Here is a 26,487-nt window from a genome sequence, read left to right as displayed (position 1 = left end):
CTCGCAATGGCTTTGGTGTCGGGTGGCGTGGCCACAGCCGACGATACGACAGCGATTCCCGCCACCTTGCATGATGTCATCGCAGCAGCATGGACGAATGATCCTGCCCAGAATGATCTCGCGACTCAGGAAGCTGGGGCAAAGAAACGCCAGCGTGCCGCGAAATCCTGGTTCGCAGGTGGGCCATCGGTCGATGCTCAATATTATGACGACAGACCCAGCGGCCGTAACTATGCGTACCGCACGACACAGGTGGGTCTCTCCGTTCCTCTCTGGCTGCCAGGACAAGGAACGGCAACTGAGCATGTGGCTGAAGCCGATGCACAGGCCGCTGTAGTACAGAAGGATGTCGCCCATATGGCGGTGGCCATTCGTGCCACGGATGCCATCGGGGCTGTCCTGCTCGCCGAGCGACGGCGATCTGCCATGGATTCCACACTGGCTGCGTTGCGACGCATGGCCAGGGCCGTGCGGGCATCGAGCCATGCAGGAGAAAGCACATCGGCGGAACAGCAGGCGGTGGATGCGCGGATCGCTCTTTCGGAAAGCGATCGCAATGCCATCGACGAGGAAGTCGAGGCCGGCCAGGCCAATCTGGATATTCTGACCGGCCATCCGACGAAAGCCGGTCTGTCGGAAATCGACACGCACTGGCCGCTATTCCTGCGAGCGACCGCGCGGCCATGGAGCGAGGCGAACGACCCGCGCGTGCGTGCGGCTCACCAGAGCGTCACGGTCGCCACGGAACAGGATCATCTTGCCGCTCACAGTTATATGCCCAATCCGGAAATCGGCGTCGGCGTGATCAATCAGGGCCAGTACGGTTCGCCATGGGACACGCAGGTTGGGGTCAGTCTCAGGATGCCGATCCCAAGTGACGTCACATCGGTTCCCGTGAGAACGGCCGCTCAGAGTGCGCTTTCCACCGCCATCCGGCAGGAGATCGCCACCCAGAGGACCGTCAGGGCCGAGATGGCGCGCGTCCAGGCACATCTGAAAAACACATCGGCCTCGATCGTCAGTACGGCTCAGGCCGCGCACGAGATGCTTGCGCGCGCGGACGCCATGGAGCGGTCGTGGCGATCCGGTGAAACATCACTCATAGAGGCGCTTCGTGCCCGCATGGATGCCTATAACGCCCTGCTGACCTTCAGCCAGGCCGAAATCGATCATCGCATTGCGATCGTCAGAACTGTTATCGCCTTGGGGTACATACCATGAGATCGACCTGTATCCTCGTTGTCGCAGCCCTATTCGTGGCTTTACCTCACCTGGCTTTGGCGGAAGAAACAGAGGGGTGGCAGCAGACCGTGACCATGGATGCAGAAGCCCGGCAGGCCGAGGGTCTTGAAACCGTCAAGGTTAAAAAAGGCTCCGTAAGACCCCGAATTCAGGCGATGGCGAGTGTAACGGAGAACATCGCGCGTTCCGTGTCCATACGGCCGGCAGGCGATGGCAAAGTCCGCGCGGTCTACGTCCTGCCCGGCCAGCAAGTCACCGTCGGCCAGACGCTCGTCTCCTATATTGATCACTCATTGCATGTCGTCGATCTCCAGCTTGCCCAGGCGAAAGCTAGTCTGGCCAGCGCCCAGGCCAACCTCGCTGATACTGCACTGGCGTACCGTCGTGGTAAGTCATTGGCCGGGGCCACAGTCTCCGCGGGCGAAGTGTCGCGTCGCCTTGCCGTGATGCACGAGGCGCAGAACGCTGTCCACTTTCAGGACGCTGCGGTCAAAACCCTGACCCATCGTCTTGAGGAAGAATTCACCTCGCCAACGGAACGGATCGTGGACTTCGAAAATTCGGTCCTGATCGCGCCGGTTGATGGCATGGTCGAACAGGTCGGTACGGCTGTCGATAATGATATTTCGCCCACAGACGTCGTAATCAGGATTACGAGTCTGGAAACCGTATGGGTCGTGGCTAACGTCCGCCCCGAAGATGCATCAGACATTTCAATTGGCACTGAGATGACGTTCATGCCCGTGGGAGCCGATCCCGCGCAAGCCGCGATGGCAAAGGTTCAGACCATTGAAGGTACTGCCGATCCCGAAACTGGGCTGGTGAAGGTTGTCGCGACATTTTCGGATCCGCGTCGGAGATTCCGGCCCGGCACCCAGCTCAATGCCTGGCTTCCTGCGCAGGAGCAGGCCAGCGGTCTGATCGTGCCGTCCGCCGCCCCGCAGAATGTCGACGGGCATATGGTGGTGTACCGGCAGACCGGCGCCGATACGTTTCAACCTGTTCCCGTTCGTGTGCTCCTCGAAGGGCCAGAGCAGAGCGTGGTGTCCGGAGATCTCAAGCCTGATGACACTATCGTCGCAAAGGGGAGCTTTACGCTCAAGGCGATGGCGCTTCTGTCCGGTCTCGATGGAGACTGAAAATGCTCTTTGAATTCTTCCAGAAGCAACGCTTTTTTGTTTTCGGTCTGATTTTTGCCCTCCTGATAACCGGACTGGCCTGTGTCGAAGGGCTTCCTGTCGAGCCTGTTCCCGACATTTCACCCCGCCAGGTCATGGTGACGGTTACTGCTCCCGGGCTTGCGACCGAGGAAGTCGAAAAGTTGATTACCTTTCCGGTCGAGACCAGTCTGACTGCTCTTCCGGGTCTCATTGATTTGCGCTCGGTATCAAGGACGGGTGTATCTGCGGTCTATCTACAATTCGACGATGCGACAGACATCGACTTGGACCGCGCACGTGTCGCCGAACGTCTGCCGGCCGCTCGTGAGAGTGTCGCCGTTCCGGGTGTCAGCGTTCAGATGGGGCCGCGGACGACCGGCATGGGCGAGATCATGCAGTTCCAGATCCGCGGACCTGGCTATTCGCTCCTGGACCTCAACCGCATCATGCACTGGACGGTCGCGCCTGAACTGAGACTTCTAGCGGGCGTGGCCGAGGTCAATATCAATGGTGGCGCGGAACAGACCTTTCAGGTCACGCTCGACCCGCTTCGGCTGCGTACCTACGGAGTCACGGTGACAGACGTCTATCAGGCAGTTGACCGTAATAACGCCTCGGCTGGTGGTGGCTGGATTGCCCACCAGGCCGAGCAGCAGGTGATTGTTGGCCGTGCCCTGGTCGGCGACCTGAATGATTTCGGTCTGATCCCGGTCAGAATCGGCCGGAACGGGCATGTCATCCGGGTCCAGGACGTGGGGAGTATCGCACTGGGTCCGCGGACGCGCCTCGGCGCGGCGACCCGGGACGGAAACGGAGAGATCGTCCTGAGCGCGGTAATGATGCAGGACGGAGCAAGCTCGAATGCCGTTCTTGCAAATATCCGCAAAGCACTTCCTGGTATCCAGAAGTTGTTGCCAGCCGGCGTGACGCTTGACCCCTACTATATGCGCTCGACGCTAACGGGAGAAACCATTTCCACCGTCAAGGAAAATCTCCTGATCGGCGCGGCTCTGGTGCTTGTCGTTCTTATCGTGGTTCTGGGTGACTGGCGCGCGTCGCTGGTCATTGCCTCCGCCATCCCCGCCGCGCTGTTGTCAGCCTTCATCGGCATGAGGGTTTTCGGGGTCTCGGCCAACCTGCTGAGCCTCGGCGCAATTGATTTCGGTATGATTGTCGACAGCTCTCTCGTTGTCGTCGAGCACTTCATGACGTTGAGGGAGGCTGAAGGCACAAAGCGTTCCATGCGGGACACAGCTATTGAAGCGGCGAAGTCTGTCGTCAGGCCGGTGACATTTTCGATTTTCGTGATCATTATGGTCTACCTGCCGATCCTCACTCTGGAAGATATCGAGGGCAAGATGTTCCGCCCCATGGCGCAGACCGTCGCCATGGCGTTGCTGGCATCACTGATTTACTGCTTCATTTGCATCCCCGTCCTTGCAGCAGTACTCCTGCGTGATCCGAAGTCTCACCAGGAGACGAGGTTCGTGCAGTTTGTGCGACGCTATTACGAGCCGATGCTGGCCTGGAGCGAAAAGCATAGCAGGACAGTGATCATCGTCACGATCTCTGTGTTCCTCGTTTCGGTTGGCCTGGCCACGCGGTTGGGTGGGGAGTTTATACCGACGCTGGAAGAAGGCTCCCTGACGACAACGGTCACGCGCTGGCCGAGCGCCTCACTGCCTACCGTCATTGATGAAATCGGGAAACAGGAACGAATCATCCGTTCGTTCCCTGAAGTTCAGACGGTGGTAACAAATATTGGCACACCGGCTGTTCCGACAGATCCTATGGGCCCCAACGAGTCAGACAGTTTCATCATTCTGAAGCCCCTCTCGCAGCGGAAGACCGGGCGGACCCAGGATCAGTTGGTTCAGGCGATGGCCGACACCCTCAAGGCGAAGCTCCCCAGTGCCAATTACGAATGGTCACAGCCGATCCAGATGCGAATGGATGAATTGCTCTCAGGTGTTCGCACTCAAATAGCTATCTCCGTTTATGGCGATGACTTGAAGGAACTGGCGAAACTGGCCGATGAAGTGACCTCAGCCGTGGCGGCGGTTCCGGGGGCTGCGGATGTTGCCCCACAGGGCGACGGAACAGTGCCCTTCATGCATATCGACATCAATCGGGATGCCGCAGCCAGACGTGGGGTGGCCGTGTCCGACGCTCTTGCCCAGATCACGGCTATCGGTGGATTGATCGGAAAACCTGTTGTTGTGGGCAACGCGATCATACCAACTCAGATCCGCCTTGATCCGACTTCGACCCTGTCAGTTTCGATGATCGGAAATCTGCCCGTGCGCAGGTTGGACGGACAAGGGTGGGTCTTGCTGTCGGATATTGCGAAACTACAGGTGATAGACGGCCCTTCCCGGATTGATCGGGACCGTATTCATAGGCGCGTCATTGTTCAGGCCAATGTCCGGGGGCGGGACGTCAGTTCCTTTGTCGCAGCGGCGCAAAAAGCGGTTGCGGAGAAGGTCAGACTCCCGTCAGGCTATCGTCTTGAATGGGCCGGACAGTTCGAGAACCTGAAATCGGCAATGCAACGTCTGGGTCTGGTTCTACCCATCGCTCTCTTGTTGATATTTGCGCTCCTGATTGCAGCATTAGGATCATTCAGGGCGGCCTCCCTGGTATTCATCAATCTCCCTATAGCAGCGACGGGAGGAATTTTCGCACTGACCTTGCGTGGGTTGCCGTTTAGTATTGCTGCCAGCATCGGTTTCATTGCGCTGTTTGGTGTGGCCATTCTCAATGGCGTCGTTCTTGTAAGTCAGATCCGCGCGCTTCAGGAAGCCGGCATTGATGCGGCAACGGCGGCATTCGAGGCAGCACGCGCCCGATTCCGGCCTGTCATCGCGACCGCAAGCGTCGCTAGTCTGGGCTTCTTCCCGATGGCGTTTTCGGGAAGCATGGGCGCGGAGGTCGAGCGGCCGCTTGCGACTGTTGTGATTGGAGGTCTTGTGACATCGACCCTGCTCACTTTGCTTGTTCTACCAACCCTTTATGCTAGCCTGTTTCGGAAGCGCTGAATTCAGAGGACATACGAGCCTTTTGTGACTACTTCATTTCACCGTTGCCGCCAACCATGGCGTTTGCATCCCACACTAACCTTCCTGTGCGGTGGATGTCGGTCGGTTAGGATGCGGCCGATCATCAGGAATTTCAAAGTCTGTACACTCGTTCGATTCACGAAGAAGACCTAGAAGTGCATCAGGAACGGGCTCATTGATAATGCTACCAAACCGCGCACGAAAATGCTGTTTTATCCAGAATTTGACGATCTGGTCCTCAGACTCGATGTCCATCTCCGAATACCTTCCATGACCGATCAGTGAATTAAGTCACGGTCCTGCGGCCCCAACGTCATGAGGTGATCCACGATATTTCGTACATTCATCCAGAATTGCGCGCTGTCGCTCTGACCCGCGTCAACACATCGCAAGACATGCGTATGCGCTTTGTTCCGCGCTCCACTCCATCCGAAGGATCGGATCAAGGCGTCTGCCATGTCTGACGCAGAACACTTATCGGAAGTTTCGTCATCGTTTTCTATCGCCAAATCCGCTCTCCGTCTCGCACGACATGACGACGACGGAAGCGAATTGAGGGCGTGACTCCCCGTACCCGCCTGGCGTCGGGCGGGTCGAAAGGTGTTTTGCACTGGGCGTAGCCACCTCCTGCCTATTCCCCTGCTGAGAACAGCCAAAGCTGTTCACCGCAGGACCGTAGGTCCGGGTGTTCTATTCGGCAGGCCACCCGACATAGGAGGCCGCCCAGTTGCAAAAAAGCGTTTCGACACGCTGATTTCAGGATAGCACATGGGATATCCCCATGTCACCCTTACGTAAGCGCGCGTGCGCGCTGCACCTTCGCGATGCATATCCGTCAACTCGGCAAAAAGTTTGGAGATGAAGCGAGTATTGATTAATGAAGTCGTAGCATTCTCTGCTTTGACCAACACTGTATTCAGAAGTTCCTATACTCTGCTATTCTTCTAAAAAGAAATTCCATGTCTCTATATTTCCAATAATTCCTATTCTTTTTAACATATTTTCCATCCGATGCAGGCTGCGCTGCCGATCGTCCATTCCTCATTGTCATTGCCGTCACCGTAATTTTGAAGCTCAGCCCTATCTCCGAATCGCCTGCTACCGGTGTGTCCCAGGATCGGCTGGGCGGACCTTGTCCGCACAGCGCAAGTATTTTTTCGCTCTGGTTTGCCCGGCTGCGAACAACGCTTAAAAGCACTTGAACGCAGGAATCCGCCGTTCCTTCCTCCTCTAAAAGGGAGGGCTCCCGATGTCGGGCACCAAGATTCTTTGGGGGCAGATCATCGTCGTCTTGGCGATCGTCCTGCTGACCATGTGGACTGCGACCGAATGGATCGCTTGGAAGCTGGCCTTCCAGGCTGAACTCGGGCGACCCTGGTTCGTAATCCTGCGGTTCCCATTCTACTTTCCGCCCGCGTTCTTCTGGTGGTGGTATGCGTATGACGCCTATGCGCCGGAGGTCTTCGCACGGGGTGCCTATATCGCCGCGTCGGGCGGCATCCTGGCTGCGGTCACTGCGATCGGGCTATCGGTCTGGCGCGCGCGCGAGGCGAAGCGGATCGAGACATATGGCTCGGCCCGTTGGGCTGACGCCAAGGAGATCGCCCAGGCCGGCCTACTTGACCCCGACGGCGTGGTACTAGGCCGCTATCGTCAAGAGTACCTGCGGCATGACGGGCCAGAGCACGTCCTGACCTTCGCACCAACGCGCAGCGGCAAGGGTGTCGGCATGGTCATCCCCACGCTCCTGACCTGGCCCGGTTCGGCCATCGTCCACGACATCAAGGGTGAGAACTGGGAGCTGACGGCGGGATTCCGCGCCCGTTTCGGACGTGTCGTGTTGTTCGATCCCACCAACGCAGCCTCGTCCGCCTATAATCCTTTGCTGGAGATTCGGCGCGGGGAGTGGGAAGTCCGTGATGCCCAGAACGTCGCCGATATCCTCGTAGACCCGGAAGGCAGCCTGGAGAAGCGCAACCACTGGGAGAAGACTTCGCACTCCCTTCTCGTCGGCGCCATCCTGCATGTCCTCTATGCCGAGCCCGACAAGACTCTGGCCGGTGTCGCCAATTTCCTGTCGGACCCGAAGCGCCCGATCGCCACCACGCTGTCAGCGATGATGCGGACGAAGCATCTTGGCGATGCCGGCCCGCATCCCGTCGTGGCCTCGGCCGCGCGCGAACTGCTGAACAAGTCCCCCAACGAGCGCTCGGGCGTGTTGTCCACAGCCATGTCCTTCCTCGGCCTCTATCGCGACCCGGTGGTCGCGGAGGTGACGCGGCGCTGCGAATGGCGGATCGCCGACATCGTCGGCGCCGATCGCCCGGTGACGCTCTACCTTACCGTGCCACCGTCTGACATCAGCCGCACCAAGCCGCTGATCCGTCTGGTGCTGAACCAGATCGGCCGGAGGCTGACAGAAGATCTTGATGCTGCGGCGCGGCGGCGGCGTGTGCTGCTGATGCTCGACGAATTCCCGGCCCTCGGGCGTCTGGATTTCTTTGAATCGGCGCTGGCCTTCATGGCGGGCTACCGGATCAAGAGCTTCCTGATCGCCCAGTCCCTCAACCAGATCGAGCGGGCCTACGGGCCGAACAATTCGATCCTCGACAACTGCCATGTCCGCGTGAGCTTCGCCACCAACGACGAACGGACGGCCAAACGTGTCTCCGACGCGCTCGGAACCGCCACCGAGATGAAGGCGATGAAGAACTACGCGGGCCACCGTCTTTCGCCTTGGCTGGGCCATCTGATGGTTTCGCGCTCGGAGACGGCACGCCCGCTGCTGACGGCGGGAGAAGTCATGCAGCTCCCGCCAGCGGACGAGATCGTCATGGTCTCCGGGCTGTATCCGATCCGTGCGAAGAAGGCCCGTTACTTCGAGGATGCGCGCTTCCAGGAACGCATTCTGCCACCGCCAAAGCCTACGCCCCCGAAGGACGGGTGCCCGGACGACTGGAGCCGCCGCCCCCTCCCACCCAGGCCGCCGGCACCCGATGCGGCGGCCGAAACGCGGACAGTGGAGGACGAGGAAGAAGACCCGAAGCAGTCCGCCCGGCGCCATCAGCCCGAACTGGACGAAGGCACTGTCGAGAAAAAGGAGCCGATGGAGAACGAGTTCACGCCCGATCCGGTCGATGAATTCGACGACATCGCGCCCCGCAACAACCGGATGAATGATCTCATGCGCGGTGTCGCCCGGCAGGCGTCGCTCGACCGTGGCGATGAGCTTGAGTTGTGAGGCCGCAATGGCAATGCCGAAAAAGAAGGCCCAGATCTCCGTCTATCTCGATCCCGAGGTGATGAAGACTCTGTCCGCCTATGCCGCGCGACGCGCGCAGCCGATGTCGCTGATCGTCGAGGCCGCTGTCGCCTCCTTCCTTTCGCCCGATGGCGAGGAGCGCCGCGAGGCTGCCACATCGAAGCGTCTCGACCGGCAGGACCGGCGCCTCGCGCGGCTGGAGCGTGATATTGGCATCACGGTGGAGACCCTGGCGCTGTTCATCCGCTTTTGGCTGACCACGACCCCGCCACTTCCCGAACCGGCCGCCAAGGCAGCGCGGGCACAAGCCGGAGCGCGCTACGATAATTTCGTCGCGGCCCTCGGCCGCAGGCTGGCTCAGGGACCACGACTCCAGCAGGAAATTCCGGAGGACGTTTCGGACCCCGCCGCACAGGATGATCCGGAGTCGTAATTTTCGCACCCCGCAAGTATTTTTGCCCTCCGTCTCGCTGCGTTTCTACGACGCCTGAATTCTTGTTGAACCGCCCCGTTTCCTGCCTTTCCTAATGATCCCCGTCGCCGTGCGCCCATCGCGCTCGGCTTATACCGGGGAAGATCATGTCGGTTTCCGCCATCAACCAAGGGGCAAGGGTACGGAGCATTTCCATGCTGCGTACGGCGATGGGGCCTGCGATCGCCGGGCACCTTGCCGATGCGGCTGTGGTCGAGCTGATGCTCAACCCCGATGGGCGGCTGTGGGTCGACCGTCTGTCTGAGGGGCTGGCTGATACGGGTGATGTGATTGCACCAGCCGATGCCGAGCGCATCGTCCGCCTGGTCGCACACCATGTCGGGGCGGAGGTGCATGAGGCAGCCCCGCGCGTATCGGCGGAATTGCCGACTGGCGAACGGTTTGAGGGATTGCTGCCGCCCGTTGTGACCGCCCCAAGTTTCGCGATCCGCAAGCCCGCTGTCGCCGTGTTCACCCTCGACGACTATGTCGAGGCCGCGATCATGACAACGGACGAGGCGGCATTCCTGCGCCGCGCTGTCACGGAACGGAGGAACATTCTGGTCGCGGGCGGCACATCGACGGGCAAGACCACGCTGGTCAATGCCCTCCTGGCCGAGGTTGCGAAAACCGGCGATCGCATCGTGCTGATCGAGGACACGCGCGAACTGCAATGCACGGCGCCCAATCTCATCGCCCTGCGCACCCGTGAGGGCGTCATCACCCTGTCGGATCTCGTCCGGTCCGGTCTCCGCCTGCGTCCCGACCGTATCCCCATCGGTGAGGTACGTGGGGCCGAGGCCCTTGATCTGGTCAAGGCATGGGGTACTGGCCATCCGGGCGGTATCGGCACGCTGCACGCCGGATCGGTGCTGGCTGCCCTGTATCGTCTGGAACAACTGATCCAGGAAGCGGTGGTCACGGTGCCACGCGCCATGATCGCGGAAACCATTGACGTGATCGCTGTCCTGTCTGGACGCGGGACGGCCCGTCGCCTGTCCGAACTCGCCACCGTGGACGGGATTGATCCCGGCACTGGTGCCTATCGCATTCATTCAATCGATACCGATGGAGATTAGAAATGAACCTCACGCTGTTCCGTGTGCGTCGGCACGCGCCTGTCCTCTCCACCATGCTGCTGCTGTCCATCGCATGGTGCTCCTCGGCCCTGGCGTCGGGCTCCGACATGCCGTGGGAGGAGCCGCTCAACCAGATTCTGGAATCCGTGCAGGGACCGGTCGCCAAGATCATCTCGGTGATCATCATCACGGTCACGGGTCTGACCCTGGCGTTCGGGGAAACATCGGGTGGGTTCCGCCGCCTGATCCAGATCGTCTTCGGCCTGTCCATCGCTTTCGCCGCCAGCTCGTTCTTCCTGTCGTTCTTCTCGTTCTCCGGCGGAGCACTGATCTGATGGCGGGATATGACGATGACGCGTTGCCGGGGTTCCATGTCCCGGTGCATCGCTCGCTGACCGATCCCATCCTGCTGGGTGGTGCGCCCCGTGCCGTCGCCATCGCCAATGGCACGCTGGCCGCCGCGATCGCGCTGGGCCTGCGGCTCTGGCTGATCGGAGCCGCATTCTGGATCGTGGGCCACGGGCTCGCGGTCTGGGGGGCGAAGCGTGATCCGCTGTTCATCGAGGTCGGGCGGCGACATCTCCGTTACCCCGCCTGGCTGCGGGCGTAGGGAGGGCAGGGCGATGATGTCCCTTGGCGAATATCGCAATCGCGCCGCCCTCCTGTCGGATTTTCTCCCATGGGCCGTGCTCGTGGAGAAAGGCGTCGTCCTGAACAAGGACGGCAGCTTCCAGCGCACGGCGCGCATCCGTGGTCCCGATATGGATAGCGCCACGCCTGCCGAACTGGTCGGTGTCACCGCACGGCTCAACAGTAATCTCCGCCGTCTGGGCTCCGGATGGGCGGTGTTCGTCGAGGCGCAGCGCGTCCCGGCCACACTCTATCCCGAGAGCGATTTCCCGGATGCCGCCTCGCACATGGTCGATCTGGAACGGCGTGAGCAGTTCGAGGATGAGGGCGCGCATTTCGAGAGCCGGTATTTCCTGACCCTGGTCTGGCTGCCACCGGCGGAATCGTCCGACCGGGCTGCCCGGTTCCTGTTCGAGGGCAGGGAGCGCGAAGGGCCGGACCCACACGGCATACTCCATGCGTTCGTGGATCGCTCCGACCGGATGCTGGCGTTGCTGGACGGTTTCATGCCCGAGGCCACCTGGCTCAATGACGGTGAAACGCTGACCTATTTACATTCGACCATTTCGACGCGGAACCAGCGTGTCCGGGTGCCGGAAATCCCGATGCATCTTGACGCGCTGCTGGTCGATCAGCCGCTTTCGGGCGGGTTGGAGCCGAAACTCGGCGATGCCTTCCTGAAAACGCTGACGATCACCGGTTTCCCGTCGCGGACCTTTCCCGGAATCCTGGATGACCTGAACCGGCTGGCGATGCCCTATCGCTGGTCAACCCGTGCCATCCTGCTCGACAAGACCGACGCCACCAAGGTGCTGACGAAGATCCGCCGGCAGTGGTTTGCAAAGCGTAAGAGCATCGCAGCCATTGTCCGGGAGGTGATGACCAACGAGGCATCCGTTCTCGTGGACAACGACGCTGCCAATAAGGCTGCCGATGCTGACTTGGCCTTGCAGTCCCTCGGTGCCGACGATGTCGGACAGGCGTATCTTACCGCGACCATCACGGTCTGGGACGGTTCCGCCTCCATCGCGGCCGAAAAGCTTCGGCTGGTTGAGAAGATCATCCAGGGCCGCGATTTCACCTGCATGACGGAAAGCCTCAACGCGGTGGAGGCATGGCTGGGTTCGCTGCCCGGCCATGTCTACGCCAATGTTCGTCAGCCCCCGGTCTCGACGCTGAATCTGGCGCATATGATTCCGCTGTCGGCCGTCTGGGCAGGGCCGGAGCAGGACGGGCATTTCAAGGCAGCACCGCTGTTCTACGGCAGGACGGCGGGCGCCACACCATTCCGGTTCAGCCTTCATGTCGGCGATGTTGGCCACACGCTGATCGCAGGACCAACAGGGGCGGGCAAATCCGTGCTGCTGGCGCTGATGGCGCTCCAGTTTCGGCGTTATGCGGGATCGCAGATTTTCGCCTTCGATTTCGGCGGGTCCATGCGTGCGGCGACGATGGCGATGGACGGGGACTGGCACGATCTTGGAGGCGGGCTGACGGACGAGGGCGATGGGCATTCCGCCGTCTCCCTTCAGCCGCTGGCAAGGATTGACGATCCCGACGAGCGCAAATGGGCCACGGAATGGCTGGGGCAGATCCTTGTCGGTGAAGGGGTAACGCTGACCCCCGAGGTGAAGTCTCACCTCTGGTCGGCGCTGAACTCCCTGGCGTCGTCGCCCGTTCAGGAGCGGACCCTGTCAGGTATGGTAGCACTTCTCCAGTCCAACGCCCTGAAGCAGGCAATGGCGGCATATTGCCTGGGTGGTCCCTATGGCCGCCTGCTGGATGCGGACACCGAGCGGCTGGGTGACGCCGATGTCGTGGTGTTTGAAACGGAAGGGCTGATCGGGTCCGGGGCGGCATCGTCCGTGTTGTCCTACCTGTTTCATCGGATCGAAGGACGGCTGGATGGCCGTCCGACCCTGCTGGTCATTGATGAGGGCTGGCTGGTTCTGGATGACGGGGACTTTGCTGGCCAGCTTCGGGAGTGGCTGAAAACCCTGCGCAAGAAGAATGCGTCGGTGATTTTCGCCACCCAGTCCCTGTCGGACATCGCCAATTCCCGCATTGCCCCGGCTGTGGTGGAAAGTTGCCCGACGCGGATCTTCCTGCCCAATGAACGGGCCATTGAGCCGCAGATCGCGGCCATCTACCGCGATTTTGGGCTGAACGACCGACAGATCGCCATTATCGCCCGCGCGGCGTCGAAGCGGGAATATTACTGCCAGACCCAGCGGGGAAATCGCCTCTTCGAACTGGGGCTCGGGCCGGTGGCACTCGCCCTGTGCGCCGCCTCCGGCAAGGACGACCACCGGCTGATCGACGCGATGCTGGTGGAACATGGGCGGGCCGGCTTTCTCCCAGCCTGGTTCGAGGCGCGTGGCGTCATGTGGGCGGCCGATCTTCTTCGGGAAGGAGCGATGCCATGACGGAAGAACCTTTCCGTATTCGGGCAAAAGATTTCCGCCCCGGATGTGCCGTGGTCTTCGGCGCTGCTCTGGCTTTTGTCATGCCAGTCGTGTCAGCCCATGCCCAATGGGCGGTCTATGACGGCGCCAACCACGTCCAGAACGTGCTGATCGCGGCCCGCACGCTCCAGCAGATCGACAACCAGATCACGTCACTGGCCAATCAGGCGCAGATGCTGGTCAACCAAGGTCGCAATCTGGCGAGCCTACCACTTTCGACACTGTCGACGCTGCAATCGACGATTTCCCAAACCACAGCGTTGCTCGCGCAGGCGCAGAATATTGCCTACAGCGTCCAGTCCGTCGAGCAGCAGTACCAGCAGGCGTACACGTCCGTGTCCTCTGGCATGTCCGACGGTGCCCTGTTCAGCCAGGCACAGACACGCTGGCAGAATTCTGTGGGTGGGTTCGAGGACGCCCTGAAGCTTCAGGCGCGGGTGGTAGGAAACATCCCGAGCGACAGTTCGGCCATGACGCAACTGGTTTCGGCCAGCCAAACGTCAACCGGGGCGTTGCAGGCCGCGCAGGCCGGCAACCAGCTTATGGCCCTGCAATCCCGGCAACTGTTCGACATCCAGGCGGAACTGGCCGCCAATGGCCGGGCTGCGGACCTCGAACGGGCGCGACAGGCGGCGAACGAGGCAGGGGCGGAAGCCCAATATCAGCATTTTTCGCAGTATGACGCCTATGTTCCCCAGGCCGTCGCCATCCCAAGTTCTGGATATTGAGCAATGGCGAGCGACAATGTCGGCATCATCGACGGTTTCCTGAATACCTTCGAGACTACGATCGACAGCGGTTTCGGTCTGGTGAAGGGAAGTGTGGTGTCGCTGGCCGGCTCGCTCTCGGTGCTGGACATCGTGCTGGCCGGCCTGTTCTGGGCTTGGGCCGCCGATGAGGACATCATCCAGCGTCTGGTGAAGAGGACGCTGTATATCGGCTTCTTTGCCTTCGTCATTGACCATTTCAGCGGCCTGTCGGGGATCGTTTTCAACAGTTTCGCGGCCCTCGGGCTCAAAGCCGGGGGCGGCACGCTGGCGCTTGGGGATTTCATGCATCCCGGCCGACTGGCGGCGACCGGGCTCGATGCCGCGCAGCCGCTGCTGGATGCGGCGAGTAAACTGGCGTTTTCCTTCGGTGCGCTGGCCAGCATCGTGCAGATCCTCGTCCTGCTCCTGTGCTGGTTCATCGTGCTGGCGGCCTTCTTCATCCTCGCGGTGCAGCTCTTCGTGGCGATCGTCGAGTTCAAGCTGACCTCACTCGCGGGCTTCGTGCTGATCCCGTTTGCCCTGTTCAACCGCACGGCGTTCCTCGCCGAGAAGGTACTGGGCAATGTCGTGTCGTCCGGCGTGAAGATCATGGTGCTGGCGGTTATTTCCGCCATAGCTTCCGTGCTCTTCAGGCAGTTCACGACGTCCTACGGTGATAGTGCGCCCACCATCGGCCAGGCGCTGTCCGTCGTGCTGGCGTCACTCTGCATCGTGGGTCTCGCCATTTTCGGCGGCTCGCTCGCCAATGGGCTGATTTCCGGTGCCCCGCAGCTTGGTGCCGGGGCAGCAGCGGGAACCGCGATGGCGGTGGGCGCGATGGGGGCTGCGGCTGTTGCCGCGCCCGCCGCCGTGGCGTCTGGCGGAGCGGCGGCCCTCGGTGCGACGGCAGCGGCAGCGCGCGGAGGGGCTGCCGTCGCAGGTGCCGCCACGACAGCCTACTCCATGGGGGCGGCCGGACAGACTGGTGCGGCGGGCATGGCATCGGCGGCTGGCAATGTCGGTCGCGCCGCTGGGGGTGCTGCGATGAACGCCGTGAAGAGCAAGGTCGGCGCGGCAACATCCTCGTTGAAGGAAAGCTACTCTGCTGGCGGACGCTGGGCCGCCGGTGCGATGGGCGGCGCCGGAGAAGGCGATAGGCCATCGGGTGACGGTGGGTCTTCAGGCCCGTCCGGCGGCGGAGGTGATCCCGGTACCGGGCCTGCCGGTAGCGGTAACCCTGGTGGCGGCCCCTCGGGAGGCGACCCCGATAGCGGCGACGGCTCCGACGGCAAGCCGCCCCGCTGGGCGCGGAACATGAAGCGCCGCAACGCCGCCACCCATGCCGCCGAGGCCGCCCATATCATCCGCTCCGCCGATGGCGGGGGCGGGTCCACGTCCATCGATCTCTCGGAGAAAGAATGATGTTCCGTCGCTCCACAACACGCTACGGGACCACGCCCGAGCCCGTCACCCCATACCAGAAGGCAGCGCAGATCTGGGATGAGCGCATCGGCTCGGCCCGCGTGCAAGCCCGCAACTGGCGTCTCATGGCCTTTGGCTCCCTGTTCCTGTCCGCCGGTCTCGGGGGCGGGCTGGTCTGGCAGTCCGCGCGCGGCACCATCACGCCGTGGGTCGTGCAGGTGGACCGGCTGGGGCAGGCGCAGGTCGTTGCCCCGGCCACGTCCGGCTACATGCCCGCCGATCCGCAGATCGCCTGGTATCTGGCGCAGTTCGTCCATGACGTGCGGTCCCTGTCTTCGGATGCCGTGGTTGTCCGGCAGAACTGGCTGCGCGCCTATGATTTCACCACCACGTCCGGCGCTGTGGCCCTCAATGATTATGCCCGCCTGAATGATCCGTTTTCGCGGATCGGGCACGAGCAGGTCGAGGTGGACATCGCCTCGGTGATCCGGGCCTCTCCCGGAAGTTTCCGGGTGGCCTGGACGGAGCGCCATTACCGTGACGGCGCGTTCACCGGCACCGAACGCTGGACCGCCATCGTCTCGGTTGTTCTGCGCACCCCGCGCGACGCGGATCATCTGCGGAAAAACCCGCTCGGAATCTACGTCTCCGCCATTAACTGGTCGAAGGAGCTTGGCCAATGATCCGTCGTGCTCTTCGTGCTTTGCCGTTGCTGACCCTGCCCCTGGCGGGTTGCGCGCAACAGTACCATCCACCCGTCATACGATATGACGACGCGGCCCAGGCCATGCTCCTGCCTGATCCGCCGAAGCCTGTGCGGGTGGTGGAAGTCCCGCGGCTGCTTCCCCTGCCGGGTCAACTCAAGCCGCTTCCACCCTTGCGGCGTGCCCATGTCGTGCCCGAGGCGGCTGACCCTACCGTGCGCGTGACCCAGGCCAATCTTGCCGCCCGCATCCAGCCGACGCGGGCCGGTTATGTGAATGCGGTGCAGGTCTATCCCTACAGCGCGGGCGCGCTCTATCAGGTCTATGCCGCGCCCGGCGAGATCACCGACATCATGCTCCAGCAGGGCGAGAAGCTGGTCGGTACTGGCCCGGTCGCGGTGGGGGACACCGTGCGCTGGATTGTCGGCGATACCACCAGTGGCGCGGGCACGACCAGGCGCGTGCATATCCTGGTCAAGCCGACGCGACCGGATCTCATCACCAATCTGATCGTCAATACCGACCGGAGGAGCTACCTTGCCGAACTGCGGGCGACACCCACGACCTATATGGCGTCGGTGTCCTGGGATTATCCCGAGGACGACCTGATTGCCCTGCATCGGCAGGACAGCGACGCCGATGATGCAGCCCCGGTGGATGCGGGGCTGGATCTGAATGCGCTGAATTTCCGTTACGCTATTCAGCCGGTGAAAGGTGGCACGCCGCCCTGGCTGCCCAGCCGGGCGTTTGACGATGGCCACAAGGTCTATATCGCGTTTCCGTCCGGTATCGGGCAGGGCGAACTGCCGCCGCTGTTCGTGTTGGGGGCCGATGGCGGGCCGGAATTGGTGAACTACCGCGTCCGGCAGAACTGGATGATCGTCGATCGCCTGTTTGCCGCCGCCGAATTGCGGCTGGGCGACAGGCATTCCGAGCAGCGGGTACGGATCGTGCGCACGGATGGCAGGAAGTCATGAGCGGCGCGGAAGAGCGCCCGGAAGGGAATACGGGAGCCACCACAAGCGGAAGCGGAACAGGACCATCATCCCCGCCGCCCTCTCCCGATCTGCGGCTGCGCGCGCAGCGTCCGCCGGTGGTCCGGCTCTCGCGCCCCGTCATCTGGACGCTGGGTGGTGCGGGGATGCTCGCGATCGGTCTTGCGCTGGGCTACGCGCTGCAAAATGGTGCGCAGAAGGGGCCGCTCCAGGGGGCACAGGACACCGACACCCGCCCCTCGGCCGACGGGCTGGCCGCACTCCCCAATGACTATACCGCCACCCCGAAACTCGGGCCGCCTTTGCCCGGCGATCTCGGCAAGCCGATCCTCGATGCACAGCGGAACGGTCGCGCGGGACCGGTTTCCGGCATGGGAGACCGGCGTGGCGATCAGGAGATCGAGGCGGCACGCACCAGCAGGCTCTTCGCGCAGATCGAGGCGCGGGAGGGCCAGGCTGCGCAGACGATTCCGGTCATGGCCACCGCTCCCGGAGCACAGGCATCACCGACCGGCCCCGACCAGCAGACCGGCAATCGCGCCTTTCTGGCAGGTCAGCCGGATCGCGCGACGGTCAGCCCGGACCGGATCGTATCTCCCGCCTCGCCCTATATGCTCCAGGCCGGGACCGTCATTGCCGGCGCGCTGAACACGAAGATCAGTTCCGATCTGCCCGGCCAGATCGTGGGGCATGTGACCCAGAACGTCTATGACAGTCCGACAGGCCGGTTCTTGCTCGTCCCGCAGGGTAGCACCCTGTTCGGAGCCTATAACAGCGGCATTTCCTTCGGGCAGCAGCGCACCCAGATCATCTGGACGCGGCTGATCTATCCGAATGGCGAAAGCCTCGTCCTGGAAAAGCTGCCCGGTGGCGACGCCATCGGCCAGTCTGGCCTGTCCGATGAGGTGAACAATCATTGGGGGCAACTGTTCAAGGCGGCCCTCGTCACGACCCTCCTCAGCGTGGGCTCCGAGGCCGGGACGTCATGGAACGAGAACAACCTGATGCAGGCCATCCGCTCCGGCGCGAGCAACGGGTTTTCTATGGTCGGCAACCGGCTGATTGATCGCAGCCTGAATATTCAGCCGACGCTGACAGACCGCCCGGGCCTGCCGTTCACGCTTATCCTGAATCGCGACCTTGTCCTGAAACCCTGGCACCCAAAGGAACCGGCTCCATGACGAAGCTGCGCATCACCGAAATTCCCGACGAGAAGCCGGTCCGTGTCACCGTGGACCTGCCTGCGGACCTGCATCGCGATCTCGTCGCTTATGCTGCCCTGGTCAGCCAGAACGGCCAGTCCGTCGATCCGGCCCGTCTCGTACCGCACATGATCCGTGGCTTTATCACCTCCGACCGCGCGTTCCGAAAGCTCCGGCAGGAGCCACGGCGGGCACCCGTTAAAACGCAGTCGCCTGCTGCTCCAGAAAACGGATGACTGTCCTCGCGGCCGGTGGGCAGCGCTCACGATGCCAAGCCGCGCCATAGGCGAAGTGGGAAAATCCGTCCCCGTCGATGACTTCCACTACCGCGATCCGCTCCCGGATGGCAGCGGGCAGAAAACCCAGCCAGGCATCCGGCAACAGAGCGATGCCGCTGCCATTCGCTGCCAATGCGACGACCCGCAGGCTTCTGACCGCCTCCTGACGTGTCACCGGCACGAATCCCGCCTGCCGCATCTTGCGCATCAAGAGCGCGAGCAGTTCCTCGCCGGTATCATCCTTGCCGATCAGAAAGATTCCATCATGCAACTCAGCCCATGACGCGGTTCCGACCTGTGCGATCGGATGTTCGGCCGACATGATCGCAACGACACGATCGCTCCAGAGCGGGACGGTGGCCACCATGCTGCCGGGCAGGGGCAGCGTCATTATCGCGAGGTCGATCTCCTCCTGTTCCAGGGCCTGGAACAGTTCTTTTTTCGCATTATCCCGATAAGTGAAGGAGATACCGGGTTGCGCAAGGCTGTACGACTCCAGTATCGCCGAGATCCGGCCGGGTGGGATGCTGCCCTGGACGCCCACGGAGATGACGCCGGTCTCGCCCCGGCTCCAACGCCGCGTGCGCTCGTACAGTCCGACTGTTCCATCGAGCAACTTCTCAGCCTCTCGCAGAAAGGCAACTCCCGCCGGGGTGAGCCGGGCACCGCTCGACGTGCGTCGAAAAAGGGAGACGCCAAGTCGCTCTTCCAGTAACCGCAAGGACCGGCTTACGGCAGATTGTTTGCCTCCCAGCGCCCGTGCGGCTCCATGGATACTTCCCTCCCTCGCGATGACACGCACGAACAGCAATTCCCGCAGATCGAGAGGTGGTCGCCGAACCGACATTTTCTGTCTATCCCGATTTTTTGAAGACCTTCGGCATGACCTGCCAAAATCCAGTCATTGTGCTTTCAAGTCTGCAACAATAATTCGTTCACGATATATTATGACGTTACTCTCTGCCTTCGCCATGAAGCCATCGCAATATCCGCGCTGCGGTGCAAAATGCTCTTGTGGCATAGTGCGCTAATGTACCACCTCGCCGAAGAGAAATGGAAGCATGATGAACCTATTGGACGAATTCATCCCGCGCTTCGATTTCAGCGAGCGACACAGTGTCGATATCTCCGCCCCGGCCAGTCGCATCATGAACGCGGTGGCTGCATGGCGGAATCAGGACGATCCGCTGGTTCGTGCCGCCATCCGCCTGCGCGAAATGCCCGCCCGGCTGTTAGGCCATGCGCGGCAACGGAATCTGGACCTCACCGACTTCACGCTGCTGGAACGGCGAGGCGATGCCGCCCTGGTCTACGGCCTCGTCGGCGCGTTCTGGCGGGCGGATTACGGATTGTGCGACATTCCCACAACGGACGCTTTTCTCACCCCTTGCCATGATGACGTCTGCAAGCTCGCTCTGGGCTTCTCCATCCAGCCGGGACCACACGGTACCCAGTTGCTGGTGACGGAAACCCGCGTGTTTTGCGCCATGGACCGGGCCAGGCGTCGCTTCACGCCCTATTGGTATCTGATCCGCCCGGTCAGCGGCCTGATCCGCCGCCGCATGCTCGCGACCATCCGGGAACAGTCGGAGTCTCCGCCCTCTCATCACCCGCGCGCAGCATTGCCATGAAGCTTTACGACTACCCCACCGCCCCCAATCCACGGCGTGTGCGCTTCTTCATCGCCGAGAAAGGGCTGACGATTCCTATCGTTACAGTTGATCTGGCGAAGCACGAGCAGTTCGCGCCCACGTTCCGCCTCCTTAACCCCTCCTGCACCGTTCCCGTCCTGGAACTGGACGACGGCACCGCGATCAGCGAGGTGCCCGTCATCTGCCGTTATCTGGAGGAGTTGCATCCCGATCCCCCTCTGATGGGCGCGACGCGAGAACAACGCGCCATCATCGGCATGTGGGACCGGCGCATGGAGATCGACGGCTATCTTGCCGCGATGGAAGCCGTACGGAACAGCCTGCCGGGACTGTCGGGCCGCGCACTGGTCGGACCACACGGCTATGCGCAAATCCCCGAGCTTACCGCGCGCGGCCGTCAGAGGCTGGCCGATTTCATGGCCGATCTGGACACCCGGCTGCGCGATGTACCCTATGTCGCGGGCAATGCCTTCTCGATCGCTGACATCACCGCGTTCGTCACGCTGGATTTCGCCCGTAGCCGACTGAAGCTGGCATTGCCAGACGAGGCCTCCGCCCTGCATGCATGGGTCACGAGCATCGCGAAACGGCCAGGAGCACAGGCATGACGGCCTTTGCCATACTCTTGTTAGCCGGCATCTCGTTCAAGAGCGCTGTTCTACTTATGAACATCACCCGCCCGAACATCCTGACGATGTGTGCCACGGGATTCGGCACGCTACGCCGTAGCCACCCCCGATTTGCTCCGGGCTGCTTACAAAATGCTTACATTCCTGTGCTACGGCACACTGTAAACAAAAAACGGTCCCGAAGGAACGTCTTTAACCGCCTGATTTTCCTTGGAAAATCTGGAGCGGGCGATGGGATTCGAACCCACGACCCCAACCTTGGCAAGGTTGTGCTCTACCCCTGAGCTACGCCCGCGTCCTGTTCGACGAGGGCTCGTTTAGATCAGACTTTCCGAAGGCGCAAGGGACAAAACGTATTTTATCAGCTGAAAAAATATCACCCTGTCCAGACGCTCTGCACAGCTTGCGAAAAACACTGGAAAACCCTCAGATTCCTGGCAATTCATTCACTGTAACGACACGCCAGGCACCATCGTGACACTCGAGAATCGTGAGAGAAAGATTCTGGATCGAAAAATGGAGTGCTGTATCCGGTGTGATTTTCAGAGCATGCGCCAGCGCGGCTCGTATCGCTCCGCCATGACTGACGAGAACCATGTCCCGTGATGCATTATCTCTGGCCAGCCGACTCAGTGCGGCCCCGACGCGCGAACAGACCGTCATCATGCTCTCACCACCCGGCGGGCATTCATTTCCCGAGAGGGGCCAGAACTGATGTGGAGGCATCTGTAGTTTTCCAGGGAGATCGCCATGTGGCAACCCCTGCCATTCACCCAGATCCTGCTCAACCATATCCGGTTCAACTGTCAGGCCCCGCGCACCATAACCCGCGTTCTGAATTGCCTGTGCGGTTCGCCGCGTGCGGATCAGAGGCGAGACAAACCACAGAGCGTCTGATGGTAAACGACGGGCCAAGGCATTATACATTGGTTGCTGTGCAACCAGGCTTTCAGGACATAGCGGCACATCCATGGTACCGTAGAGCATTGCCCGGGCGTTTTGCTCAACCAGAGCGTGGCGGATGAGCCAGAAACGCGTGATACCTGATTCCAGTTTCGGCGCATCCAGAAAATTGCCGTGATTCTTCTGTCCTTCAGGAATCAGTCCGGATGTCACGGCTACCATCAGAAATCTCCATTTTGTTTCATGATATTATCTTCCACATCATCAGCATCCGGCAGTGGCGCATAGGTCGGCAGAGGGTCGACTGCCCGAATGCGATCCCAGTGCCGCCTGATCAGGCTGATTTTTGCGATGACCTCACGCACATCGGCGATTTCACGCTCAAGACGCAGGTCGGTATCCATTCCCTCATGTGAGGGTTCTCCGGACACGAGACGGGCACCAACTGAGATTCTCAGTGCGCCGGCACAGGCGCCGCCGAGGATTGCGGATGGAACGGCAACCGGCTGGCCAATGTGACACAACCGCTTTGCCAGCCCGCTGATCCGTTCGGGCTCATCTGCTGAAAAAATCCGACTAAGATCCGCATTCAGCCAGTGATAAAGACGACGCGCATCCGCAAGTCCGAAAGGCTTAAAGCCCTCACTTCCTGTTTCGTGCATGGTTAAATCCGGCGCTTTGACAAGAAAGCTGAGGATTGTGGTCATGCCATCCCAGGCACCAGGCAGGGCGGGTCTCACTGGGTCCGGCGTTTCAAGCAACGCTATGTCGTCACAGGATATCAGCGCATCGCGTGCCGCCTCCAGAAATCGCTCAAGCCGCGCCCGTGTCTCCTTAGCCGGAACAGCTTTGAAAGCCTCCATTTCGGCCATGGCTGCATGCCATCTGAGAATCAGCCCATAATTCGCATCATCCGGCAGATACCGGGTGGCTGCGCAATCCGGCCATTCGTTCTGGCCCGCGTAGTCGCGCAGGCCTCCCGGCAGATATCCGCAATTCAGTCTCTCGCGCCATTGCGCGGGAAGCAGCAATGCACCACAAAATGGTGGACCGGTCACAAACTTGGATCCGGTAATCATGACGGCACGACCGCTGGCTACCCACCCCCCGACACGCTCCGGCGTCACACGATCCTGGCAGGCGTCAACGACAATATCGACCGCATTACCGAATTCGTCCGCGAAGGCTTCGAGAATCTCCTCTGTCGGTGCCAGAAGGCCTGTTTTCGACAGATCAAGCTGATGCAGAAGCACGTGACGCCCTCGTGCAATCGCATCGGAAATCCGTTCCCGGCAATGCCTCGCCAGGATGTCGGACGCAACAGCCTCTCCTTCTGTATCCCGCAGCCTCACGTCCTCGACCTGGATATAAGCTTCGCCGTCGCCAGAGCATGGTCCATCAAAACCATTAATCATCTGGCCGCGCGAAACCTTCGACCGACGGGCAGTATCATCGGCAAAGTGGCGCCCCGCAGCAGCGAGAGGCACACCGCTGCCCGTTTCATCGGGTGCAATCAGAATATTGGTGAGTGCTTTCCCGCCGGCCCCAAGCAACGAGATGGCCAGAGCGGCGAGTTCACAATCCGTACCTGAAGGTGCAAGCACGATCCCTTCCTCAGGTGACAACCCGAAATACACGGCCAGGAAAGCACGCACCTCACCGGCAAGCGTCGCGCAAAGACCCTTACTGTCATCGCAAAGGAGCGCGTGCTGTAAACGCTGGCGGGCCTTTTCGGCACCGGAAAATCCACGCTCCGATACGGAAGACGCTGTTGAAGATGCGAACGTGACCGCCCATGGTCTGGGGCGATGCGAACAGCCATAATGATTCAGGCCCGTGTGCGGATTGACCATGAGTCTTGCGTCACCACCTGCGGCCATAAGCGTCTCGGCAGGCCCGATAAATGCCCAGGAGCGGGCAAGCCACTCCCTGAGATCCTCAAGATCAGTGGTTGAGAGATGCTCTGTCACTTCTGAAGGTACAGGAAGAAAAACCCGCAATATGGGCCAGACTTCGCCGATCACGGACGCTTCGGGAGGTACGTCACTGCTCATGGGGCCGAGCCAGTCTGGCCGCCAGACGTCATCGCCCGGAAGAACTGCATCCAGACCACAAAACAGAGCAGCAGTTCGCGCTGCTGCAAAACTCGCTCGCGGCATTGCCCGCTCCGGAGACAGCTGCTGCCCCACATCAAGCAGGGTCGCCAGTTCGAGAGCGTGTCTGACGACAAATGCCTGATAGCGCGCATCGTTCCGGCATATTGCAGCATCACCGATGTCAATCGTCCCATCAGACCTGATACGGAAAGTAGCTGTGACTTTTGAAACGAGACGAATAATACGCTGAGCTGCGATAACCTGCAGATCTGGTCGCTCGGAGCCCTGAAAAAGAGCCTTACCGGGGGCGCCTGCCAACATGAATGCTTCCATTTTCCGTTAAATAAACATTAACTCCGCACCGGTCGCGGTTAAATAAGGCGCACGACGCGGCGCTCTTCAATCAATATGAAAGTGCTTGCTAGTGATCGGACCCGCACTCGGCTATACGCAAATTGTAGCCCTTCCGGGCCTTCGAAACGGGATGGATTGATGCGTATTCTTTTGACCGGTGGATGTGGATTCATTGGATCCGCCGTAGTGCGTCACCTGATTGGTGCCACTGATCACTCGGTTCTGAATGTGGACTGCATGACTTACGCAGCTTCCCCGGAAACGGTACAAAGTGCCGCTTCATCGGACCGGTACCAGTTCGCCGAAGTGAACATCACCGACGGGCCTGCCCTGGCAAAGCTCTTCGACTCCTTCCGCCCGGATGCGGTCATGCACCTCGCGGCAGAGAGCCATGTGGACCGCTCCATTGATGGCCCGGGCATTTTTATCCAGACCAATGTCGTCGGGACTTACACGCTGCTTGAGGCAGCGCGAACCTACTGGCAGACACTGGATGAAGTCGCGCGCAAAGCTTTCCGGTTCCATCATATCTCCACGGATGAAGTATTCGGGGCTCTGGAACCGAGCGACCCGCCATTCACAGAGACCACACCTTACGATCCGCGCAGTCCGTATTCAGCCTCCAAGGCATCTTCCGACCATCTTGTTCGTGCCTGGTATCATACTTACGGCCTGCCAACCTTCGTCACCAACACCACAAACAATTACGGGATCTGGCATTTCCCCGAGAAGCTTATTCCGCTGGTAACGATCAATGCCATCGAAGGCAAGGAACTGCCGGTTTACGGAAAAGGCGAGAATATTCGCGACTGGCTTTTCGTCGAAGACCACGCAGAGGCACTCGTCAAAGCCGTTGAGATCGGTCAGCCAGGCGAGACTTACGCGATCGGCGCCCGCCAGCCGCGCACGAACCTCGAAGTCGTCAGGACCATCTGCCAGATTCTCGACGAACTTTCGCCTGATCCGAAAGGCCCCCGCGAGCGCCTGATCCGATTTGTGCCAGATCGTCCGGGACACGACTTCAAATACGAAATCGACCCTACTCATGCGGAAACAGCATTGGGCTGGAAAGCGAAGCACAACTTCGAGTCAGGTATCCGCCGCACAGTTCAGTGGTATCTCGACAACCGTTCATGGTGGGAATCCATCCGTGCGCGCCGGTATACCGGTGAACGTCTCGGTCAGACAACGACAACAACATCCGGAACTGACGCGAAATGAGTAAGACCCCCCCCCGTCGAGACGAACATGAAGGGCATTCTGCTGGCTGGAGGATCGGGGACACGCCTCTATCCGATGACTCTGGCGGCCAGCAAGCAGCTTCTTCCTGTCTATGACAAGCCGATGATTTATTATCCTCTGACGACGCTGATGCTCGCCGGAATCCGGGATATTATGATCATCTCGACGCCGGCGGATCTGCCGCAGTTCAGGCGTCTGCTGGGAGATGGCTCACAGTTTGGGGTTCGGTTTGAATATCGCGAGCAACCGAGCCCGGATGGCATCGCACAGGCGTTCCTGATCGCAGGTGACTGGATTGATGGTTGCCCCTGCGCGCTTGTGCTCGGCGACAATCTCATCTTTGCCGATCATCTGTCAGTATTGCTGCGTGCTGCGGCGACGCGCCCGAAAGGGGCTACAGTCTTTGCCTATCAGGTACGCGACCCTGAGCGCTATGGCGTTGTCAGCTTCGACGAAACAGGAAAAGCACTGTCAGTCGACGAAAAACCGAAGCATCCCGTATCAAACTGGGCGATTACCGGACTGTATTTCTATGATAACCGCGTCATGGAGTTTGCTCGCCAGGTCAAACCCTCGCCACGTGGTGAACTGGAAATTACGGATCTCAACCGGCTCTATCTTGAAGAAGGAAGTCTGCATGTTGATCGCCTGAGTCGCGGTTGTGCCTGGCTGGATGCAGGTCTCCCTGACAGCCTGATGCAGGCTGGCCAGTTCGTGCATACGATTCAGTCCCGACAGGGCATGCTTGTGGGTTCACCGGCAGAGGTCGCTTTCCGCATGGGCTATATCAATGCGGGTGATCTGCGTGCTCACGCCGCCAGAATGGGTAAAACCGAACTGGGTCGCATGCTCACAGAGCTCGCGGATCAGGGTTGAGCCTGACTGCAGGATT

The 26,487-nt window shown here is 60.8% G+C and carries 22 protein-coding genes and 1 tRNA gene; 19 read left to right on the top strand and 4 right to left on the bottom strand.

Annotation, left to right across the window (positions count from 1 at the left end):
• Positions 1-6 precede the first annotated feature (6 nt).
• The 15 genes from GOB85_RS05835 to GOB85_RS05765 all read left to right on the top strand — a co-directional run bounded on the left by GOB85_RS05835 (position 7) and on the right by GOB85_RS05765 (position 18,677).
• Positions 7-1,221, top strand: coding sequence for a TolC family protein (locus GOB85_RS05835; RefSeq protein WP_023979796.1), 1,215 nt, complete (start codon positions 7-9; stop codon positions 1,219-1,221).
• Positions 1,218-2,381 (top strand): efflux RND transporter periplasmic adaptor subunit, encoded by a 1,164-nt coding sequence (locus GOB85_RS05830; RefSeq protein ID WP_031241571.1) that lies wholly within the window; start codon positions 1,218-1,220, stop codon positions 2,379-2,381. The genes GOB85_RS05835 and GOB85_RS05830 overlap by 4 nt, the downstream gene beginning before the upstream one ends.
• A 2-nt stretch (positions 2,382-2,383) precedes the next feature.
• On the top strand, positions 2,384-5,440 hold the full coding sequence (locus GOB85_RS05825) for an efflux RND transporter permease subunit (RefSeq protein WP_173576638.1): 3,057 nt from the start codon (positions 2,384-2,386) through the stop codon (positions 5,438-5,440).
• Positions 5,441-6,710: 1,270 nt separating this feature from the next.
• Positions 6,711-8,702, top strand: a complete 1,992-nt coding sequence (locus GOB85_RS05820) for a conjugal transfer protein TraG (RefSeq protein ID WP_010666656.1) — start codon at positions 6,711-6,713, stop codon at positions 8,700-8,702.
• A gap of 7 nt (positions 8,703-8,709) precedes the next feature.
• Complete coding sequence (locus GOB85_RS05815; RefSeq protein ID WP_026200111.1) at positions 8,710-9,156, top strand: hypothetical protein; 447 nt, start codon at positions 8,710-8,712, stop codon at positions 9,154-9,156.
• A gap of 194 nt (positions 9,157-9,350) precedes the next feature.
• Positions 9,351-10,274 carry a P-type conjugative transfer ATPase TrbB gene (trbB, locus tag GOB85_RS05810; RefSeq protein WP_018308109.1) on the top strand — a complete coding sequence of 308 codons (924 nt, stop codon included), beginning with the start codon at positions 9,351-9,353 and terminating at the stop codon, positions 10,272-10,274.
• Between the two features lie 2 nt (positions 10,275-10,276).
• On the top strand, positions 10,277-10,609 hold the full coding sequence (locus GOB85_RS05805) for a TrbC/VirB2 family protein (RefSeq protein WP_018308108.1): 333 nt from the start codon (positions 10,277-10,279) through the stop codon (positions 10,607-10,609).
• Entirely contained in the window at positions 10,609-10,884 is a 276-nt protein-coding gene (locus tag GOB85_RS05800; RefSeq protein WP_010667264.1) for a VirB3 family type IV secretion system protein, read from the top strand. Before GOB85_RS05805 ends, GOB85_RS05800 begins: the two co-directional genes overlap by 1 nt.
• 13 nt (positions 10,885-10,897) lie before the next feature.
• Entirely contained in the window at positions 10,898-13,330 is a 2,433-nt protein-coding gene (trbE, locus tag GOB85_RS05795) for a conjugal transfer protein TrbE (protein WP_173576639.1), read from the top strand.
• Positions 13,327-14,097, top strand: coding sequence for a P-type conjugative transfer protein TrbJ (gene trbJ, locus GOB85_RS05790; RefSeq protein ID WP_010667262.1), 771 nt, complete (start codon positions 13,327-13,329; stop codon positions 14,095-14,097). Before trbE ends, trbJ begins: the two co-directional genes overlap by 4 nt.
• A 3-nt stretch (positions 14,098-14,100) precedes the next feature.
• Positions 14,101-15,540, top strand: coding sequence for a P-type conjugative transfer protein TrbL (trbL, locus tag GOB85_RS05785; protein ID WP_018308107.1), 1,440 nt, complete (start codon positions 14,101-14,103; stop codon positions 15,538-15,540).
• On the top strand, positions 15,540-16,223 hold the full coding sequence (trbF, locus tag GOB85_RS05780) for a conjugal transfer protein TrbF (protein ID WP_018308106.1): 684 nt from the start codon (positions 15,540-15,542) through the stop codon (positions 16,221-16,223). Before trbL ends, trbF begins: the two co-directional genes overlap by 1 nt.
• On the top strand, positions 16,220-17,221 hold the full coding sequence (trbG, locus tag GOB85_RS05775) for a P-type conjugative transfer protein TrbG (protein ID WP_173576640.1): 1,002 nt from the start codon (positions 16,220-16,222) through the stop codon (positions 17,219-17,221). Before trbF ends, trbG begins: the two co-directional genes overlap by 4 nt.
• Positions 17,218-18,420, top strand: coding sequence for a TrbI/VirB10 family protein (locus tag GOB85_RS05770; RefSeq protein WP_010516382.1), 1,203 nt, complete (start codon positions 17,218-17,220; stop codon positions 18,418-18,420). Before trbG ends, GOB85_RS05770 begins: the two co-directional genes overlap by 4 nt.
• Positions 18,417-18,677 (top strand): DUF2274 domain-containing protein, encoded by a 261-nt coding sequence (locus tag GOB85_RS05765; protein WP_010516380.1) that lies wholly within the window; start codon positions 18,417-18,419, stop codon positions 18,675-18,677. The genes GOB85_RS05770 and GOB85_RS05765 overlap by 4 nt, the downstream gene beginning before the upstream one ends.
• Here GOB85_RS05765 and GOB85_RS05760 read toward each other — a convergent pair.
• The gene (locus GOB85_RS05760) at positions 18,640-19,566 is read right to left on the bottom strand and encodes a LysR family transcriptional regulator (RefSeq protein WP_010516378.1); all 927 of its coding nucleotides are present in this window, start codon (positions 19,564-19,566) and stop codon (positions 18,640-18,642) included. The two genes, GOB85_RS05765 and GOB85_RS05760, sit on opposite strands and share 38 nt — an antisense overlap.
• Positions 19,567-19,780: 214 nt before the next feature.
• Between GOB85_RS05760 and GOB85_RS05755 the strand changes: the two genes are divergently transcribed.
• Together GOB85_RS05755 and GOB85_RS05750 are read left to right on the top strand one after the other, a co-directional pair.
• The gene (locus GOB85_RS05755) at positions 19,781-20,350 is read left to right on the top strand and encodes a hypothetical protein (protein WP_010516376.1); all 570 of its coding nucleotides are present in this window, start codon (positions 19,781-19,783) and stop codon (positions 20,348-20,350) included.
• Positions 20,347-20,979: a glutathione S-transferase family protein gene (locus GOB85_RS05750; protein WP_010516374.1), complete on the top strand. Its 633-nt coding sequence runs from the start codon at positions 20,347-20,349 to the stop codon at positions 20,977-20,979. Before GOB85_RS05755 ends, GOB85_RS05750 begins: the two co-directional genes overlap by 4 nt.
• Positions 20,980-21,220: 241 nt before the next feature.
• Here the strand turns inward: GOB85_RS05750 and GOB85_RS05745 are convergent.
• The 3 genes from GOB85_RS05745 to GOB85_RS05735 form a co-directional block, all read right to left on the bottom strand.
• Positions 21,221-21,295 (bottom strand) — tRNA-Gly (locus tag GOB85_RS05745).
• Between the two features lie 131 nt (positions 21,296-21,426).
• Positions 21,427-22,125: a histidine phosphatase family protein gene (locus GOB85_RS05740; RefSeq protein ID WP_173576641.1), complete on the bottom strand. Its 699-nt coding sequence runs from the start codon at positions 22,123-22,125 to the stop codon at positions 21,427-21,429.
• Complete coding sequence (locus GOB85_RS05735; RefSeq protein ID WP_173576642.1) at positions 22,125-24,320, bottom strand: hypothetical protein; 2,196 nt, start codon at positions 24,318-24,320, stop codon at positions 22,125-22,127. The genes GOB85_RS05740 and GOB85_RS05735 overlap by 1 nt, the downstream gene beginning before the upstream one ends.
• Before the next feature lie 171 nt (positions 24,321-24,491).
• Here GOB85_RS05735 and rfbB point away from each other — a divergent pair, with 171 nt between their 5' ends.
• Together rfbB and rfbA are read left to right on the top strand one after the other, a co-directional pair.
• On the top strand, positions 24,492-25,574 hold the full coding sequence (rfbB, locus tag GOB85_RS05730; RefSeq protein WP_173576643.1) for a dTDP-glucose 4,6-dehydratase: 1,083 nt from the start codon (positions 24,492-24,494) through the stop codon (positions 25,572-25,574).
• Positions 25,575-25,601: 27 nt separating this feature from the next.
• Positions 25,602-26,471 carry a glucose-1-phosphate thymidylyltransferase RfbA gene (rfbA, locus tag GOB85_RS05725; protein WP_173576644.1) on the top strand — a complete coding sequence of 290 codons (870 nt, stop codon included), beginning with the start codon at positions 25,602-25,604 and terminating at the stop codon, positions 26,469-26,471.
• The last annotated feature ends 16 nt before the right edge of the window (positions 26,472-26,487 follow it).

Source organism: Acetobacter fallax, assembly GCF_011516735.1.
GTDB lineage: Bacteria > Pseudomonadota > Alphaproteobacteria > Acetobacterales > Acetobacteraceae > Acetobacter > Acetobacter fallax.
This window is presented reverse-complemented; position numbering and strand designations above follow the sequence as displayed.